General features: G+C 71.4%; 12 protein-coding genes. 4 read left to right on the forward strand and 8 right to left on the reverse strand.

The annotated features are described in order from the left end of the window. Positions 1-13: 13 nt before the first annotated feature. Together ACSMXW_RS26035 and ACSMXW_RS26040 are read right to left on the reverse strand one after the other, a co-directional pair. Positions 14-742, reverse strand: a complete 729-nt coding sequence (locus ACSMXW_RS26035) for a TetR/AcrR family transcriptional regulator (RefSeq protein ID WP_485799814.1) — start codon at positions 740-742, stop codon at positions 14-16. Positions 743-960: 218 nt separating this feature from the next. Beyond that, positions 961-4,407, reverse strand: a complete 3,447-nt coding sequence (locus ACSMXW_RS26040; RefSeq protein WP_485799815.1) for a S8 family peptidase — start codon at positions 4,405-4,407, stop codon at positions 961-963. Positions 4,408-4,972: 565 nt separating this feature from the next. On the opposite strand from ACSMXW_RS26040, the gene ACSMXW_RS26045 reads away from it, so the two are divergent. Continuing rightward, the gene (locus ACSMXW_RS26045) at positions 4,973-5,485 is read left to right on the forward strand and encodes a hypothetical protein (RefSeq protein ID WP_485799816.1); all 513 of its coding nucleotides are present in this window, start codon (positions 4,973-4,975) and stop codon (positions 5,483-5,485) included. 483 nt (positions 5,486-5,968) lie between these two features. Here the strand turns inward: ACSMXW_RS26045 and ACSMXW_RS26050 are convergent, their stop codons facing one another. Next, positions 5,969-6,826 carry a lysylphosphatidylglycerol synthase transmembrane domain-containing protein gene (locus tag ACSMXW_RS26050; protein ID WP_485799817.1) on the reverse strand — a complete coding sequence of 286 codons (858 nt, stop codon included), beginning with the start codon at positions 6,824-6,826 and terminating at the stop codon, positions 5,969-5,971. Positions 6,827-7,717: 891 nt separating this feature from the next. On the opposite strand from ACSMXW_RS26050, the gene ACSMXW_RS26055 reads away from it, so the two are divergent. Together ACSMXW_RS26055 and ACSMXW_RS26060 are read left to right on the forward strand one after the other, a co-directional pair. Further along, on the forward strand, positions 7,718-8,677 hold the full coding sequence (locus ACSMXW_RS26055; protein WP_485799818.1) for a D-2-hydroxyacid dehydrogenase family protein: 960 nt from the start codon (positions 7,718-7,720) through the stop codon (positions 8,675-8,677). A gap of 126 nt (positions 8,678-8,803) precedes the next feature. Then, complete coding sequence (locus ACSMXW_RS26060; RefSeq protein WP_485799819.1) at positions 8,804-9,508, forward strand: hypothetical protein; 705 nt, start codon at positions 8,804-8,806, stop codon at positions 9,506-9,508. A 17-nt stretch (positions 9,509-9,525) separates the two neighbouring features. On the opposite strand, the gene ACSMXW_RS26065 is transcribed toward ACSMXW_RS26060, so the two are convergent. The 3 genes from ACSMXW_RS26065 to ACSMXW_RS26075 are packed head-to-tail and all read right to left on the reverse strand — an operon-like array spanning position 9,526 to position 11,636. Continuing rightward, complete coding sequence (locus tag ACSMXW_RS26065) at positions 9,526-10,032, reverse strand: hypothetical protein (protein WP_485799820.1); 507 nt, start codon at positions 10,030-10,032, stop codon at positions 9,526-9,528. Between the two features lie 34 nt (positions 10,033-10,066). After that, on the reverse strand, positions 10,067-11,305 hold the full coding sequence (locus ACSMXW_RS26070) for a putative T7SS-secreted protein (protein ID WP_485799821.1): 1,239 nt from the start codon (positions 11,303-11,305) through the stop codon (positions 10,067-10,069). Between the two features lie 19 nt (positions 11,306-11,324). Further along, on the reverse strand, positions 11,325-11,636 hold the full coding sequence (locus tag ACSMXW_RS26075; protein WP_485799822.1) for a hypothetical protein: 312 nt from the start codon (positions 11,634-11,636) through the stop codon (positions 11,325-11,327). A 428-nt stretch (positions 11,637-12,064) separates the two neighbouring features. On the opposite strand from ACSMXW_RS26075, the gene ACSMXW_RS26080 reads away from it, so the two are divergent. Continuing rightward, positions 12,065-12,418, forward strand: a complete 354-nt coding sequence (locus ACSMXW_RS26080) for a DUF4333 domain-containing protein (protein ID WP_485799823.1) — start codon at positions 12,065-12,067, stop codon at positions 12,416-12,418. A gap of 338 nt (positions 12,419-12,756) precedes the next feature. Here ACSMXW_RS26080 and ACSMXW_RS26085 read toward each other — a convergent pair whose 3' ends face one another. After that, a complete protein-coding gene (locus ACSMXW_RS26085) occupies positions 12,757-12,951 on the reverse strand; it encodes a hypothetical protein (RefSeq protein WP_485799824.1) in 195 nt (64 codons plus the stop codon). A gap of 484 nt (positions 12,952-13,435) precedes the next feature. Further along, positions 13,436-14,233 (reverse strand): VOC family protein, encoded by a 798-nt coding sequence (locus ACSMXW_RS26090; protein ID WP_485799825.1) that lies wholly within the window; start codon positions 14,231-14,233, stop codon positions 13,436-13,438. Positions 14,234-14,838 lie beyond the last annotated feature (605 nt).

The raw sequence follows: 14,838 nt of genomic DNA on the forward strand, positions 1-14,838 counted from the left end.
CCGGTCGATGCTCCTAGCGGGTGGTGTCGTCCAGGGGGACCTCGAGTCCGATGCCTTCGGCCGCCACGGAGATGGCGAAGTCGAAGAACGCGGGCTCGTCCCGGACGCTGTCGTGGGTACGGCTGAAGACCTGGAACACCAGGAGCCCGATCAGGTTGCTCCACAGCACGATGCCGCGCTCGATGATGTCCGAGAACGGAGCCTCGGGTACGCCGCCGAAGAGCTGCACGGCCTCCGGCAGCAGCAGCGAGGGACCGGGCAGCGGCCGCCGGGGCGGCGTGAGGTCCCCGGCCTCCAGCGCCGCCCGCACGATGCCGGCCAGCACCGCGGGGGTGCGGGAGGCGGGCGGGACGGTGTCCTGCGGGGCGTGGTAGTCCGGAACGGGCGAGCCGTAGATCAGTGTGAACTCGGCGGTGTTGTCGAAGGACCACTGCCGCAGGGCCCGCGTGACCGCGAGGAGCCGCGCGCCCGCCGACGCACCGGCGTCCCGGGCCGCCTGGTCGGCCTGCTCCATCGCGGCCGCGGAGGTGTTGTAGGCGTCGATGACCAGGGCGGTCAGCAGGTCGTCCCGGTGCGGGAAGACGGCTGCCACGTCGGCGGGGGCCAGGCCGCCGCCCTCGGCGACGGCGTCCAGGGTCAGCCCCGCGGCCCCCACCTTCCCCAGCAGCCGGCGCGCTGTGTCCTTGATGCCCGCCGCCTGCGTGCTGCTCGCATGGGCAGCACTCGTTCCGGATGATTCCATGGGGCGTACGGTACCGGGCGGGTATGACGGGGATGAGTGCGGTTGCCCGCGAGACCGGGGCGCGGGGTGGGATTCGGCCACACCGACTGTGCCGGTCCGCCGGGAGCCCGCGCGGCAGGGTCGTGCCCCGCCGCGCGGACCGGGATCCGTTGTCGCGTCAGCCCGCTACACCCTCTGATGTGCGGGGTGCCGACTCATGCGGTGCGACGGGCGGGAACTCACACGGTGCGATAGGCGTCGGTGATCGTCTGAGTGAAGGCGTTCCCGTGCCGGTCCCGTATCTCGGCCCGGAAGGACACCGACCCTCCGGTGGCCGGATTGTGTACCGTCACCCTGCCGTGGCGGACCTCCAGCCGGTGCCAGGCGGCTCCGCCGTCGTACGAGACGGAGATCCGCAGCGACGCGAGGCCACGGCCCGCGGCCGAGCCCTGGACCGTGACCGGCACCGACTGCGCGCGGCCCGCGGCGGCCGTGGAGTCCGGGGAGAGCTCGGGGGCGTACCGGACCACGCTCGCGGGAACGGCCGTGGCACGGTCGGTGTGGCCGGAGGTGAACTCGGCCTGCCAGGTGACCGTGGAACTCGTCGTGGCGACACCGGACTCGGCGCGGCCCACGGTGGTGACGAGCCGGTACCGTGCCCTGCCCGGCGGCAGCCGGAAGGCGGCGGAGTCCAGGACGTCGTCGACGGTCGCGTACTCCTTGCCGTCGCGGTAGAGCGTGGTGGACGTGGACTCCGCGTCGTGACGGCTGCTACCGCGGTGGCCCGTGCCGTCGGCGAAGGGCGTGATCGCGCCGGTCAGGGTGTCGCCGTCCCGCACCAGCCCCGGCTCGCCCGCGTCCAGCAGGGGTCCGAAGACGCCGGTGTTGAACGTCTCGGCGTACGCCCGGCCGCCCCGGTACAACGCGGCGGGTGCCTCGTACTCGGCCTCGACCTGGCCGTCGTCGCCGCTGATCTGCTGGAACCTGTGCTGCCAGTGGTAGCCGCCCTGGAGGTAGAGCGTCCGGGTACCGGGCAGGTCGGAGTAGAACCCCACGGCCGCCGACTCCGGAACGTCCGGCGTGCTCGTCCAGCCGACTCCCAGGTCGCCCGGGGCCGAACCGCCCTGGCGCACCGTGAGCTTCGCCAGCTCCGCCCACGTCACATGCAGGGTGTGGCCGGTGTAGAAGCCCCCCTTGTGGGTGTCCGCGAGATGGAACTCCGTGTCGCCGTCGTCCCAGCGCGACAGCAGGTAGGAGGTGACCTCGTCGGCCGGCGGCGGGTCGCCGATCTGTGCCGTGCGGGTGCCGGCCGGCACGTCGGGCAGCAGACCGAGGCCGGTGGTGCGCACGGTCCCGTTCTCCTTCACCGCCGTGTAGAGGATCGTCGCGTAGTGCTCGGCGTCCGGGTCGGGTGCCGCGATGTCGAGCGGCTCGGCCCGCCGCGCGTCGAGTGCGATGGTCATGTCCTTGTCGACGGTGAGCTTCGGCGTGGAGAGCAGGTCGTAGCCCTCCGTTCCCTCGTCGCCGGGTACGAAGAACTTGCCGACCAGGTTGTAGTCGCCCTTGGGCACCCGGATCCGCGCCGTGCCGTCGTCGCCGGTGACGAGTGCGTAGTTGTCGCTGTCCAGGCCGTCCACCCAGGCGAACCAGAGAGTGCTCTCGGGCCGGGCGCCGTACCGGTCGGTGGCGTCGAAGGTGATGTCGTAGACCTCCGCCTCGCGCTCCAGACCGCCCAGGCTGCGGACCGTCTGGCCGCCCCCGGACGCGGTGACGGTGACGGTGTACTCGCCGGTGGCGCCGCCTCCCAGCCGGGTGTCGGCGGTGACGTCGACGGAGGCCGTGCCCTGCGCGGGGACGGTGACCTGCCGGGCGCTCAGGCTGAAGAAGCCGTCGGGGGCGGTACCGCCGGGCCCGGTGGTGGCGGTGGAGAGGTCGAGCGTGACCGGCCGGGTGCCGGTGTTGCGGTAGGTGATCGTCTTGCTCAGTGGTGCGTCGTCCTCGTGTGGCCACCGCACCCGGCCGAAGTTGAGCGAGCCCGGCTCGGAGACGACGGTCTGCCGGACCGCCCGCGCCACGTCGACGCGCCCGCTGCCCTGCTCGTACGGGCTGTAGTCGCCCGGCTCGGCCGAGCCCATGAGCGCCGCCTTCAGTTGCCGGGCGCCCCAGTCGGGGTGCTGCTGGGCGAGCAGCGCCGCCGCGCCCGTGACGTGCGGCGTGGCCATGGACGTGCCGGACAGCGTGACGTAGCCGGGGGCCGGGTGCGGCTTGTCGGGTTCCGTGCCCTCGGCGGACGCCGCGGTGATGTCCACCCCGGGCGCCGTCACATCGGGCTTGACGCCGCCGTCCTCCAGGCGCGGGCCACGGGAGGAGAAGGAGGCGAGGACGTCCTGCTTGTCGACGGCGCCCACGGTCAGCGCGCCCTCGGCGGCGCCTGGCGTGCCGACGGTGGTGTCGCCCGGGCCCCAGTTGCCCGCGGCGATCACGAACAGCGCCTCGTCGGAGAGCCGGTTGACGGCGTCCTCGACCGGATCGGGGCCGAGGCTGTCCGCTGAGCCGAGCGAGAGGTTGACGACGTCGGCGTCCTGCTCGACCGCCCACTGAATGCCCTCGATGATCCCCGACTCCAGGCCGGACCCGGCGTCGTCGAGCACCTTCCCGTTGAGCAGCCCGGCACCCGGCGCCACGCCCTTGTAGCGGCCGCCGGACTCCGCGCCGGTCCCGGCCGCGGTGGAGGCGACGTGCGTGCCGTGCCCGTTGTGGTCCTTGGCGTCCGCCATGGACGTGAAGTTCTTCTCGGCGACCACCTTGGGACCGACGTCGGGGTGGCCGGTGTCGATCCCCGTGTCCAGCACGGCGATCCGCACCCCCGTCCCGTCATATCCCGCCTGCCACGCCTCCGGAGCGCCGATCTGCGGGACGCTGGTGTCCAGCGAGGCGGTCATCACCCGGTCGAGACCGATGGCCGTGACCCCGGCTGCGGCCCGGAGTCCGTGGGCCGAGGTGCGGGTGAGCGAGGCCCATGCCGCCGCGGCGTCCCCGGGCGCCACCGTCAGCGCCTCGCCGTCTATCGCGTCCAACTCCCGGACGGCCGCACCGGCGTGCGCGAGCAGCTTCTGCGGCGCGGCCGGCTGTCCCGGGGAGTGGGTGACGATGATCGGCACGCCGCCGTCCGCCAGGTCGCGGTACTCGGGCCTGCTCAGCTCGGTGACGTCGAACAGCCGCATGTCCAGGGTGTGCGCGGCGAGCATCGCCTCGGCGTCGCCCGGGATCACGTAGTCGTGCCCCTTGATCTCGCTGATCTGCACGGGCACGGAGGACCGGCCCTCGGCGGGCAGCACGCCCGCCACCCTGCCCTTGGCGGTCAGCAGCACCCGGTCACCGGTGATCAGCGTGACCTCTCGGGCCCGCCCGTCACCGCCGTGCCCCGCCACGGCACCGCCCGCTGGACCCCGCACGGCCGCCGGCACCGCACTCGCCGTGCCCGTCCCCCCGGCCCCGGTCACGCCCGCGACCAGGGCCGCGACCGCGACGGCGGCGACGGTGGCGGTGCCGGTGCCGGTGCCGGTGCCGGTGGTCCGGGAGGTTGAGCGCCCGGTGCTGCGGGAGGTGAACCGGGAGGTGAATCTGTGGGTGAATCTGTGGGTGAATCGGGAGGTGAAACGGGAGCTCGAACTGGTTCTTCGCACAGTGGCATCCCCTCTGTCCTCGAAGACCACCGGACCCGCGGCCCGGGGCGCGGAACACGGTGGAGGAGGCGGGGGGCCGCGTCAAGATGGCCTGGGGAGGGTAGGTCCAGACCGCGGTGCGGTGGAGGAGGAGCCGGGTGCCGCCGCTCCACTCGACCGCCGCGGCACGCGGCACCGTTCCGGGGCCCCGGAAGATGTGTCCGCCGGACCCGGGGCGGCGCTCACCGCGCTGGTGTCCCCGTCGGCCAACTGCGCCTGCGGAAGGCAGCGACGGACGGACGCCGAGTACGTCTGGTCCCGCCCCTGAACGGCCGCAACGGCCGCGCCGGTACCTCGTCCAGGTGCGGGTGTACCTGTCCATGCCGGACGTCGCCGGTGCGGACAGGCCGGTCGGCGAATCCGCCTGCCCCTGACCTACACCGCAGCCCAATGCCCCACTGTCCTCGACGACTTCGGTGACATTTCGCGCGTACAGTCCCCCCGGACATCGATGTGGCCTCGGGCGTGTCCGCGCGGCAGCGGCAGACCCGGCACCGGCAGTCCGAAGCCCGCATAGGTTGGTTCCATGGGACTCTTCGACAAGCTGACCGGGACCCGGCGCCCGGCCGACGGCGTTGCGCCAGGCTCGGCCGATGAGGTGCAGGCAGCCCTGCTCGGCCTCAACCGGCCCGACGTGCCGTACGTCATCCGCGACGGCGCAGCGGATGACGCCGACCTGCTGGCCGAGTGGCGGATGGCGGAGCCCGCCTGGCAGACCCTCTTCATCGAGTCCCAGCTGACCCGCGCTGTCCGGATCCGGATGCGTCTGGTCCCGGCGGACCACGAGGTGCGCGCCCTGGAAGAGCAGTGGGAGGTCACCCGAGTCGGGAATCCGCCCAGGCTTGAGGTCTCGTCGCAGTACTCGCGCGGGCCCGACAGGACCGTCTCGCGCCACTGGGCGATCTCACGCGGGGAGAGCAACCGCCTCGAAGCGACGGAGACCTTCCGCTTCGACGGTGCGGAACTGCGAAACCCCCTGCGGGACGCCGTCCTCGCGTCGGGCTGGGCCTGGCGCGGGGTGCTCTTCGGCACGCTGTGAAGGGCACGCTGTGAAGGCGCCCACGGCCACCGCCGACGGCATCACCGGCTCGCTGCCCGACCACGACGACTCCACTGTCAGCCGGCAGGCCGACTGCAGCGTTCACCCGCGCCGTGCCGTGCCGACGTTCCCCGCCTCGCCGCTCGCCGCCGGCGGACGCTCCGCCGGCCACCTCCCCACCGTGGACAGCCTGGACCCGAACGCCTTCCCGGTCCCGGTCACCGCCTCGATCCCGCCCGGCGGTCGGCGACGGCGGCGCTGGGGTTCGCCGGCCACGACCGCCCCGGGGCTTCGGCCGGATCGAGGTCGGGTGCTACGCGAACGGGGGCGGGCCCGCGGCTCGGCGCAGGCGCGAGGCCCGGCTCGGCGACCCGGGCCGGCCCACCCCCTCTTGCCACGGCGTCCTGTGCTGGGGGAGGTTGTGCGCCGTCACACGACCGTGCGCCGTCACACCACCGTGCGCTGCTACAGCACGGTGCGCCGCTACAACACCTTGCTGCGCACCAGTGCCGTCAGCGTGAGTGCGCCGGGCAGGAGGGGCAGCCAGACGGTCAGGACGCGGTAGCCGATGACGGTGGCGGCGGCGAGGGGCGCCGGGGCGCCGAAGGCGGTGAGGGTGAGGACCAGGGCCGCGTCCACCGAGCCGAGGCCGCCGGGGGAGGGCACCACGGAGCCCATGGCGTTGGCGGCGAGGTAGGCGAGGACGACGTCCAGCCAGGGCAGCGGCATGTGGAGCGAGGCGGCGACGGCGGCGACCACGCACGCCTGGATCAGCGGGAAGGCCACCGCGCCGCCCCACAGGGCGAGGACCCGGGCGGGCCGGGTGTGCAGCCGCCGTACGTCGGTGAGGGCGGTGCGCAGGAAGTCGGTGACGAGGCGGCGCAGCCGGCTTACGAACGTCAGCAGCAGGCCGGCCACGACGAGGCCCCCGGCCACGGCCGCGCCCCCCACCGCCAGGGCGGTGCCGGGATTGTCGGGCAGCAGCGCACCGTACGGCACGGTATGCAGGCTCAGCGCCAGGAAGGTGGTGGTCACCAGCGTCGTGGATACCGACTTGACCAGCGAGTACAGCGCGATGGACGCGGTGCCCCGGCTCAGCGGGAGCCCGCGGCGGTTCAGGAAGCGCAGGGTGACGGCGTGGGCACCCAGGCCTCCCGGCAGGAGGTGGTTGGCGGCGCCGGCGGCGAACTGGGTCGCGTACAGCAGCCTCGACGGCAGCCGCTCCAGGACCGCTCCCTGCCGGATGCAGGAGGCGGCCGCCCAGGACAGGCAGGTGAAGAGCAGCCCGGCCAGCAGCCACCTGGGGTCGGCGGAGGCCAGCCGGGTGACGCCGGTGTACATGACGTGCCAGTGGACGGCCGTCCACGCCCCGATCAGCAGGAGCGGAAGCAGGCACAGGGCCCGCTGGAGGCGCTTGGCGGGGAAGGGGAGGCGCCCGGATGACCCGGGCGCCGTGGGGGACGCGGGGGGCGTGGGAGGCGTGGGGACCGCGGGAGGCGGCGCTGCGGGCACCGGGGGCGCGGGAGCCGTCGCGGCGGGCGCCGCCGTGGCGAGCGGGGGTGAGGACACAGGCGAGCCGTTTCTGTGCCGGCCCGTCTGCGACGGGCACGGGGAGTCGAGCGGATGGAGACGGCGAGTCATGGGGATGCAGAGATGTTTCCCATCCTGTGTAACGGTTCGGTGTCCGCGAACCGAAGAGGAGCCGGCGATCGGCTGCCTGGCGCGGCGGCGCCCGTCAACGGCCCGACGGAACCCGCGTGAGGCGGTGGGGAACGCTTTGACCAGGCACGATGCTCCTCTCTTGGGTCGTCGCTGTTGCCTAGTGGGGTGCTTGTTCCGTGATCGACCCGTGGGGGGAGGGGTGATGGATAGCACATCCGTGGCCTTTCGGCATCGCCGCTCGGTGTTCACGCGGTGACCGAGGGCGGTGGTGGAGCTTCCCGGGGTGGCCAGTCGCCGCCCCGGCTCCCGGGCCGGGCTGGGCCCGGGCCGCCCCGCCGCCGAAAGTAATGTGATCGTCCTGCCGACGGCACCCGGCCTGGGCGCCACCTACGAACGCTTCCGACCACACGACCCCCGACGATTCACACGCCCCCTGGCGGGCTAAGTGAACCCGCCGATCACACGCCCCCTGGCGGCTACATGCACTCGCCGACCGCACGCCCCCCGGCGACCACACAAACCCACCGACCACCGACCACACAACCACGACGAACTCCGGAGACAACCGACATGCGACTGCGCTGTGCCGTGCTCGACGACTTCCAGAACGCCGCGCTGGAGTCCGCGGACTGGAGCCCGGTCGAGGACCGGGTGGAGACCGTCGTCTTCCGTGAGCACATCGCCGACGAGGACGAACTCGCCGCCCGGCTCGCCGACTTCGACATCGTCGTCACCCTGCGTGAACGGGTCCCGTTCCCGGCGTCCCTGCTGGACCGCCTGCCCCGGCTGAGGCTGCTGATCGCCTCGGGCATGCGCAACTCCGTCATCGACTACACCGCCGCCGAACGGAACGGCGTGACGGTCTGCGGTACCGCCAGCGTCCCCACCCCGCCGGTGGAGCTGACGTGGGCCCTGCTGCTGGGCCTCGCCCGGAGCATCGTCCAGGAGAACGACGCGCTGCGCTCGGGCGGCCCCTGGCAGTCCACCGTCGGCGCCGACCTGCACGGCCGCCGCCTCGGCCTGCTGGGGCTGGGCAAGATCGGCAGCCGGGTCGCCCAGGTGGGCCTGGCCTTCGGGATGCAGGTCGGCGCCTGGAGCCAGAACCTCACCAGGCAGCGCGCCGACGAGTTCGGCGTGGCACTCGCCGCCTCCAAGGAGGAGCTGCTGCGGAGCAGCGACTTCGTCTCCGTCCACCTGGCGCTGAGCGACCGCACCCGCGGCCTGCTCGGCGCGGCCGAACTCGCCCTCCTCAAGCCCACCGCCTACCTGATCAACACCTCACGCGCGGCCATCGTCGACCAGGACGCCCTCCTCGCGGCGCTGCACGAGGGCCGGATCGCCGGCGCCGGCGTCGACGTCTTCGACACCGAGCCCCTCCCCGCCGACCACCCGATGCGCACGGCTCCCCGCCTGCTCGCCACCCCGCACCTCGGCTACGTCTCCCAGGCCAACTACGCGACGTACTACGCCCACGCCGTCGAGGACATCGAGGCGTTCCTGGCGGGCGACCCGGTACGCCGCCTCGGCTGACCGAGTCCGTGGCGGCCGCGGGAGACGACGGCCGCATCAACCCAGCCCACCTCCGGACGCGGACGCGGGTAACGACCTATGCCGATCCCTCTGCCGCCTACCGAACATCAGACATAATCGCGTGCCATGAACGTACTGATGCCGGTGCTGGTGATCCTGGTCGTGGGCGGGATCTTCGCCCTCGTCATCACCATGTTCGTGCGTACCCGACGGAGCGAGGCCCGCAGCGTAGCGGGGAGAACCGCGGCGATCCGGCTCGCGCAGGAGCGCGGCTGGAGCTATCAGCAGGCCACGTACGGGGTGGTCGACCGGCTCTGCGGCATGGCGCCGCTGCCCATCACCGGGCGCAATGTGCGGGCCCTGCACTACATCACCGGCGAGTTCCGGGGCCGCGGCTTCTGCTGTTTCGAGTACACGACCGGCACGATCGGCGTCAACGACGGTCCGGGCCGTGACCAACCCACCTTCTGGACGATGTTCGCGGTCACCGCGCCGGGCGCCGGGCCCGAGCTGGTGGTGCGGCGCCCGCAGGGGCTCGGCGGGATGACGCAGCGCGGACACGTGGTGCAGCTCGGAGCGCCGGATTTCGACGAAGCGTTCCGGGTGATCACGGACGACGAGGCGTTCGCCCGCACGGCCCTGACCGGCGGGGTGGTGCCCTTCCTGACCGCGGACCCGCGGGCCACGAAAGACGCCCCGATCCGGCTGCACAACGACGAGCTGCTCACCTGGCGCCGGGGTCGCCTGAGCCCGCAGGACCTCGACGAGCGGCTCACCTACCTGTGCGACGTACTGGACAGGATCCCGCCGCAGGTCTGGTCGACGGTCTGAGGTCTCCGTCCCCGGCGTCAGGATCCTTCGTCCGCCCGGACCGAGCGGACGAACTTTCTGAAGTCATCGACGACCTCTGCCAGTTGCCCCGGCTTCGCGGTGAGCACGAGCTCGATCACGGCACGCTTGGACGGACGGTCGACGTCCTCCAGGCCGAGGTAGACCTGGCTCTGGACCAGCTCGAGAGCTTCGCCGTGCAGGGTGGTGGACAGGCGCAGGTTCTGTACGACGCCCGGCGAGTCTGTCAGGCCCGGAATGTCGGGCGTGCCCACGTCTTGCTTCCTGATGATCTCCACCGATCCCGACTGCCGGAGCCGCTGCACCGACTCGCCGGCGATCTCCCGCATGGTGGCGCCGTCATTGCGCATCCGCCCGGCGATGGTGATGTTCGCTGTGAACCCGTCGATGGAGGCGGGGTGCAGTGCGACGAAAGCCGCCCCGGGCGCCCCCACTTCATCCGGCGGCGCCGACTTCCAGCCGTCCGGTAGCGAGAACGAGATCCTGATCGGCAAGGTGGTCGTCATCGTGAACCCGTCCCCTGTTGAGCGTCGACTCATGCTAGAAGAGCGCGCCGAGTGTGTTGTCCCAGGCGGAGTCCGCCGCATCGCCGACCGCGTCCGCCGCATCGTCGACCGTGTCGATGACCTCGCTCGGGTCGACGGTGACCTGGAAGCCCACCTTGCCGCCGACACCCAGGCCGGCGCCCATCTCACCACCGACGTGGTACTTGCCATCCGCGCCCTTGCCCACGTCGGCGCTGGCCGAGACTCCTGCCCCGGCCCACGCCTCCCCGGTCACACCGGCGCCGATACCGCTCACGTCCCCGGAGAGTGACCCCTCGGTCTTTGCGCCGACGAACGCCTCCGAGCCTGCGTGCAGCCCGTCCTTGCCGACCGTGGCCTTCGCCTCGACGTTGGCGCCCACCAGGGCGCTGCCCTGCGCCTGGACGCCCACGATCCCGTACTCGGCACCACCCGAGGCCTGAGCCTTCGCGAGGTACGCGCTGCCCGTGGCTTTCAGCTCCAGATTTCCGTCAGTGATTCCGGCGGCCGCGGAACCGTCCAGGCCGAGCAGTGCTACGCCGCCGCTGGCGGACAGCTTGGCGCCGCCCACCGTCACCTCGCCCTTGGCATCCGCGGACCAGACGTCGGCACCCCCGCTGACCTCGGCGATCTTCACCGACCAGCTGGTCTTCTTCGGGGCGTTGGGGTCCTCGCCCCCGGCGTTCGGATCCTGATGGCCCCACCCCCGCTTGTGGCGGTCGGCCGGGTTGTTCCCGTACTGCCATAACTCGTTGCCGCCGCTGCTCTTACCGATCCCGAGCTCCTTGACGAGGTCTCTCGCCTGGGTCAGCCAGCTCGGGCTGTCAGGCGCGCCTCCGGAGAGCTTGCCGAGCTCGGTCGACAGGGTCCCGGCCGCATGCTCGAGCTGGGTGCGCGCGGTGCTGAGCACCTCCTGTGCTCCCGCGTGGTCCCCGGCATCCCACATGTCGATCGCATCGTCCGCCTGCCGCTGAGCCCAGCTCAGCACCCTGACGTAGGACGTGATGGCGGTCGCCGCGCCTGACATGTGGTCCGACGCGATGTACCAGTTGCCCTTCTCGCCGGAGAGCCTCTTCCAGAACGCTTCACTGGCCTGGCCGTTCCAGCCGGGGATCTTCACGTCCCGTAGGTTGGACCCGACCTTGTCGAACTTCTTCGACCAGTGAGCCATGGTGTCGGCGAGTTCGGTCAGCGCATCGACATCACCGGGAATGAGCGCCTTGGGGTCCGTCGTCGACCCTAGTCCACCCGCCACCGCTTCCCCCGCTCCCGCCTTACCGGTCCCGGTCCGTCCGCACGGAGTTCGCCGCGTGGCGGACGGCTCCGTCCGTCTCCCCGAAGGTGCCCGACGCCGAGACGAGTCCCGTCGCTTGTCTGGCCGTACGTCCGCTGAGAATCTGGGCGCTTGCCTGCCACGTGGCGCAGAACTCCACGAACGCCGCCGCCGGCGACGAGTTGCCGAAACAGGAACTCCGCCCTGCCGACTCCTCGAGATCGAGACCCTCGGTCGGGCGCAGAGCTTCAACGACGTCCTTGGCGCCCTTCTTGAGAGCCTGCGAGCCCGCAGCCAGGTCAGGACCGCCCATCGACTGACTCCCCCCTTCGTCAACTCCCGCCGCGCACAAGCCCATTGGTGAGTCATTTGGTGATCATGGTGATCGGCGCGCGAAGTGTAGCATCGGCCTCCACCATCAGAAGGCGGACGTTCCGTGCTGGTCCTGCTGTTTGGCCAACTGGAGGCCGCGAGCTGACCAGCGCGCTTGAGTGGCCCAACCGTGGCCCGTGAGTGGCGCGACCGTGGCCCGGACAGCATCGCCCATCCTGGGGGTTGCGGTGATCTGAGCTCTGTGGACCGGGGAAGCGGCCGGCCGCGATGCCCTGCTGCATGCCGTGGGCTGCCGGGGATTCCGGCTTCCCCTCAGCCGGCCCGGCAGGGTTGGAGCGCATGCCAGGAGCAGGTCTGCCCAGTATGCTTCCGGCGACTTCTTGTCTTGATCCCGGGATGGAGCCCCTCATGACCATTGCCCGTTTGTCCGTGGCAACTTGGAGTCTGTCGGCCGTAGCGGCCGGCGTGCTTCTCATAGGGTGCTCGGCCTCGGTCAACGTGAAGAAGTCCGAGCCCAAAGTGTCTGCGGACAAGCTGGCCACCACAGTCGCCGGAAGACTGGCCGCCACAACCGGTCAGCCGACGCCACACATCACCTGCCCCGACGACCTTGTCGGAAAGGTCGGCAGCACCACCCGTTGCACGCTCAAAGCCGACGACGGCAGCACCTTGGGCGTATCGGTCACCGTTTCCTCTGTGGACGGAGACCGGGTCAACTTCGATATCAAGGCCGATGACACGGCTTCCCCGGCTGCGAACTGACAACCGAGCCTTCCCGACCGCGGCACGTGGGCGTCTTGTAGCGGCGCAATTCGGGCGTGCCCACACCGGGGGCTTCGGCCGTGTCGGTCGCGCGGTGAACGTGTCGCTGTGAAGCCACGCCCGGCAGGAAACTCCTCCGAGGGCCGACAGCACGAAGAGGCCGAGAGATCGGAACCGACCTCTCGGCCTCTTCGTTTCTCACGTCATTCTCGGCGCGTCAGAATGGAACGATCCTCACCCGCCGAGGGAGGCGTTCTCCGATGCCGCCTTCTTCGTAACCGCCTTCTTCGTAACCGCCTTCTTCGTAACCGCCTTCTCAGATACCGCCTTCGGGAATGTCAGACGGCTGCAGCCGGGTACACGATCAGCTCTCGGAGTATCGTCCCGACATTCGACATGTCGCCATCGTGGGTGCCGCCTTCCCCTGCCTCGTCCTTCTTGCGAAGTACCACGAGGAGTTGGGTGACAGCGGCGATGAGGGCGCCGAGGCCACCGAGGAACGTACCGAGGGCTTGAAGAAGTCCTACAAACATCGCGCTCGCCTCCCCGCACGCGGGCCGGGCGCGCACTCTGCGATTCACAAAGAAGAGGAATGGATCCCGGGAGCGGGGAAAACGAAGGATCCGGCCCTTCCTGCAGCTCCCCGCCGCTTGCGACTCACGCGACGCTGCGCGGAGTACCCCGTGTGCCAGCTGTGCACATACATGAGCACCGTTTTCCTCCTCCCCTTCTTCGTCGGAAATGCGAGGGCCACCACTCTAGCTGCATCACACTCGTCCGTACAGAAGGGACACGGTACGAATCTCCGCCATTTGCGGTCGGGCTAACCGAAGTTGTCGGTGAACTCGTTGGCGGCCTGGTGGTTCTGGTTCATCGCCGCCAGGTGTTCCAGCGAGGGTGCCGCCCGGAGTTCCAGCAGGTGTTCGGAAGGGGCCGGGCCAGGAGGATGGGCCAGCGTGCGGCGCTGAGGACGACGTCGGCGCGACGCTGCGCGCCGCGCCGGCGGAAGAGTCCGGCTCAGCTGCCGGCCGGCGTGAGCACCACGAAGTCCGCGTTCGACGGGTCGAGGCAGACGGCCAGGCGGCCGACACCCTCCGCGTCCTCGGGCCCCATCTGCACGCTGCCGCCGTTCTCGGTGACCTTGGCGACCGCGGCGTCGCAGTCGGCGACGGCGAAGACCGGGTGCCAGTACGGTCGTCCGCCCGTCAGGGCCAGGTTCTCCTTGGGGAGCTCCATGATGCCGCCGTGCATGCGCTCCTCGGGAAGCCCGGCGGGGGTGATGAGGGAGTACGTGCCCCCGCCGCCGGGCAGCTCCATGTCGCTGAACCTCCAGCCGAAGATGCCGCCGTAGAACTCCTTGGCGGCCGCCGCGTCGCTCGTGTACAACTCGGTCCACGACAGCGAGCCCGGCTCGTCCACGAGCTCGAGGCCGCTGCCCTTCCCCGGCTGCCAGACGGCGAACTGGCCCCCCAGCGGGTCGCTGTACTGCGCCATCCGGCCCCAGCCGTCGAGATCCATCGGCGCCACCCGCACGGTGCCGCCGGCGCGCTCCACGGCCTGGAACGTGGCGTCCGCGTCGGCGACGCTGTAGTAGATCATCCAGGCCGAGCGAGCGCCCTCCTCGGTGAGCTTGCCCAGCCCGGCGACGGTCTTTCCGTCCTTCCGGAACATGCCGCCTTCCATGTCCTCCCCCTCGCCCATGGACTGGTAGTCCCACCCCAGCACGGCGTTGTAGAAGGCCGCTGCGGCGCGGACGTCCGGAGCGCCGAGGTCGAGCCAGCAGGGGGAACCGGGGGCGAAGTCCGTGGTGATCATGGCGATGATCCCTTCCGCAGGTCCTGTGTGGCCCCAGCGTGACACCGGGCACCGGCAATCGCCTGCCGGCTGCTCTCCGTGGGCGCCGCGGCACGGACGGGGATGGGCCCAGCTCAGTGCGGGCGGACCTCGGCGAGACGCGCATGCCGGACCGTGCCCCCAACGACTCGTGAGCACCCAGTGTGAGCACGGGATCGCGCACTGACGTCAGTGGCCTGACGACCAGGACGCGGCCGCACCGTCCGGCTGCGACCGATCGATCGCGTTCGGGCCGCCGAACGGGTGACGGCCGCGGCCGGTTGCCTGGGCACCGGACCGGCCGCGTACCGCCCTCACCGCACCGTCCCGCACCGTCGCCACCGTTCATGACACTGGGGACCCGGCCGGAACCCAAGGTCGCCCGGCCGGTACGGGAGCTCGCCCGGCCGGTACGGGAGCTCGCCCGGCCGGTACGGAGGCCCCCGCGAGCAGGAGCGATCCTCTGCGGCCGCCACGTAGGCGTGACGCGAGGGACACTGGACAAGAGCGGGTGAAGGCCGTGAGCTGCGAGGCGCCCGCGGCCCGAGCGCAAGCGCTCGCCGCTCGCTGCCCTACGGGCCACGGAG

The sequence above is a fragment of the Streptomyces sp. DSM 116793 genome (genome assembly GCF_057320905.1).

Excerpts from the sequence above, each read along its gene's own strand:
- ACSMXW_RS26065 (WP_485799820.1), bottom strand. The coding sequence starts at position 10,032 with ATGACGACCACCTTGCCGATCAGGATCTCGTTCTCGCTACCGGACGGC.
- ACSMXW_RS26060 (WP_485799819.1), top strand. The coding sequence starts at position 8,804 with ATGAACGTACTGATGCCGGTGCTGGTGATCCTGGTCGTGGGCGGGATC.
- ACSMXW_RS26055 (WP_485799818.1), top strand. The coding sequence starts at position 7,718 with ATGCGACTGCGCTGTGCCGTGCTCGACGACTTCCAGAACGCCGCGCTG.
- ACSMXW_RS26050 (WP_485799817.1), bottom strand. The coding sequence starts at position 6,826 with ATGTACACCGGCGTCACCCGGCTGGCCTCCGCCGACCCCAGGTGGCTG.
- ACSMXW_RS26045 (WP_485799816.1), top strand. The coding sequence starts at position 4,973 with ATGGGACTCTTCGACAAGCTGACCGGGACCCGGCGCCCGGCCGACGGC.
- ACSMXW_RS26085 (WP_485799824.1), bottom strand. The coding sequence starts at position 12,951 with ATGTTTGTAGGACTTCTTCAAGCCCTCGGTACGTTCCTCGGTGGCCTC.
- ACSMXW_RS26080 (WP_485799823.1), top strand. The coding sequence starts at position 12,065 with ATGACCATTGCCCGTTTGTCCGTGGCAACTTGGAGTCTGTCGGCCGTA.
- ACSMXW_RS26090 (WP_485799825.1), bottom strand. The coding sequence starts at position 14,233 with ATGATCACCACGGACTTCGCCCCCGGTTCCCCCTGCTGGCTCGACCTC.
- ACSMXW_RS26075 (WP_485799822.1), bottom strand. The coding sequence starts at position 11,636 with ATGGGCGGTCCTGACCTGGCTGCGGGCTCGCAGGCTCTCAAGAAGGGC.
- ACSMXW_RS26035 (WP_485799814.1), bottom strand. The coding sequence starts at position 742 with ATGGAATCATCCGGAACGAGTGCTGCCCATGCGAGCAGCACGCAGGCG.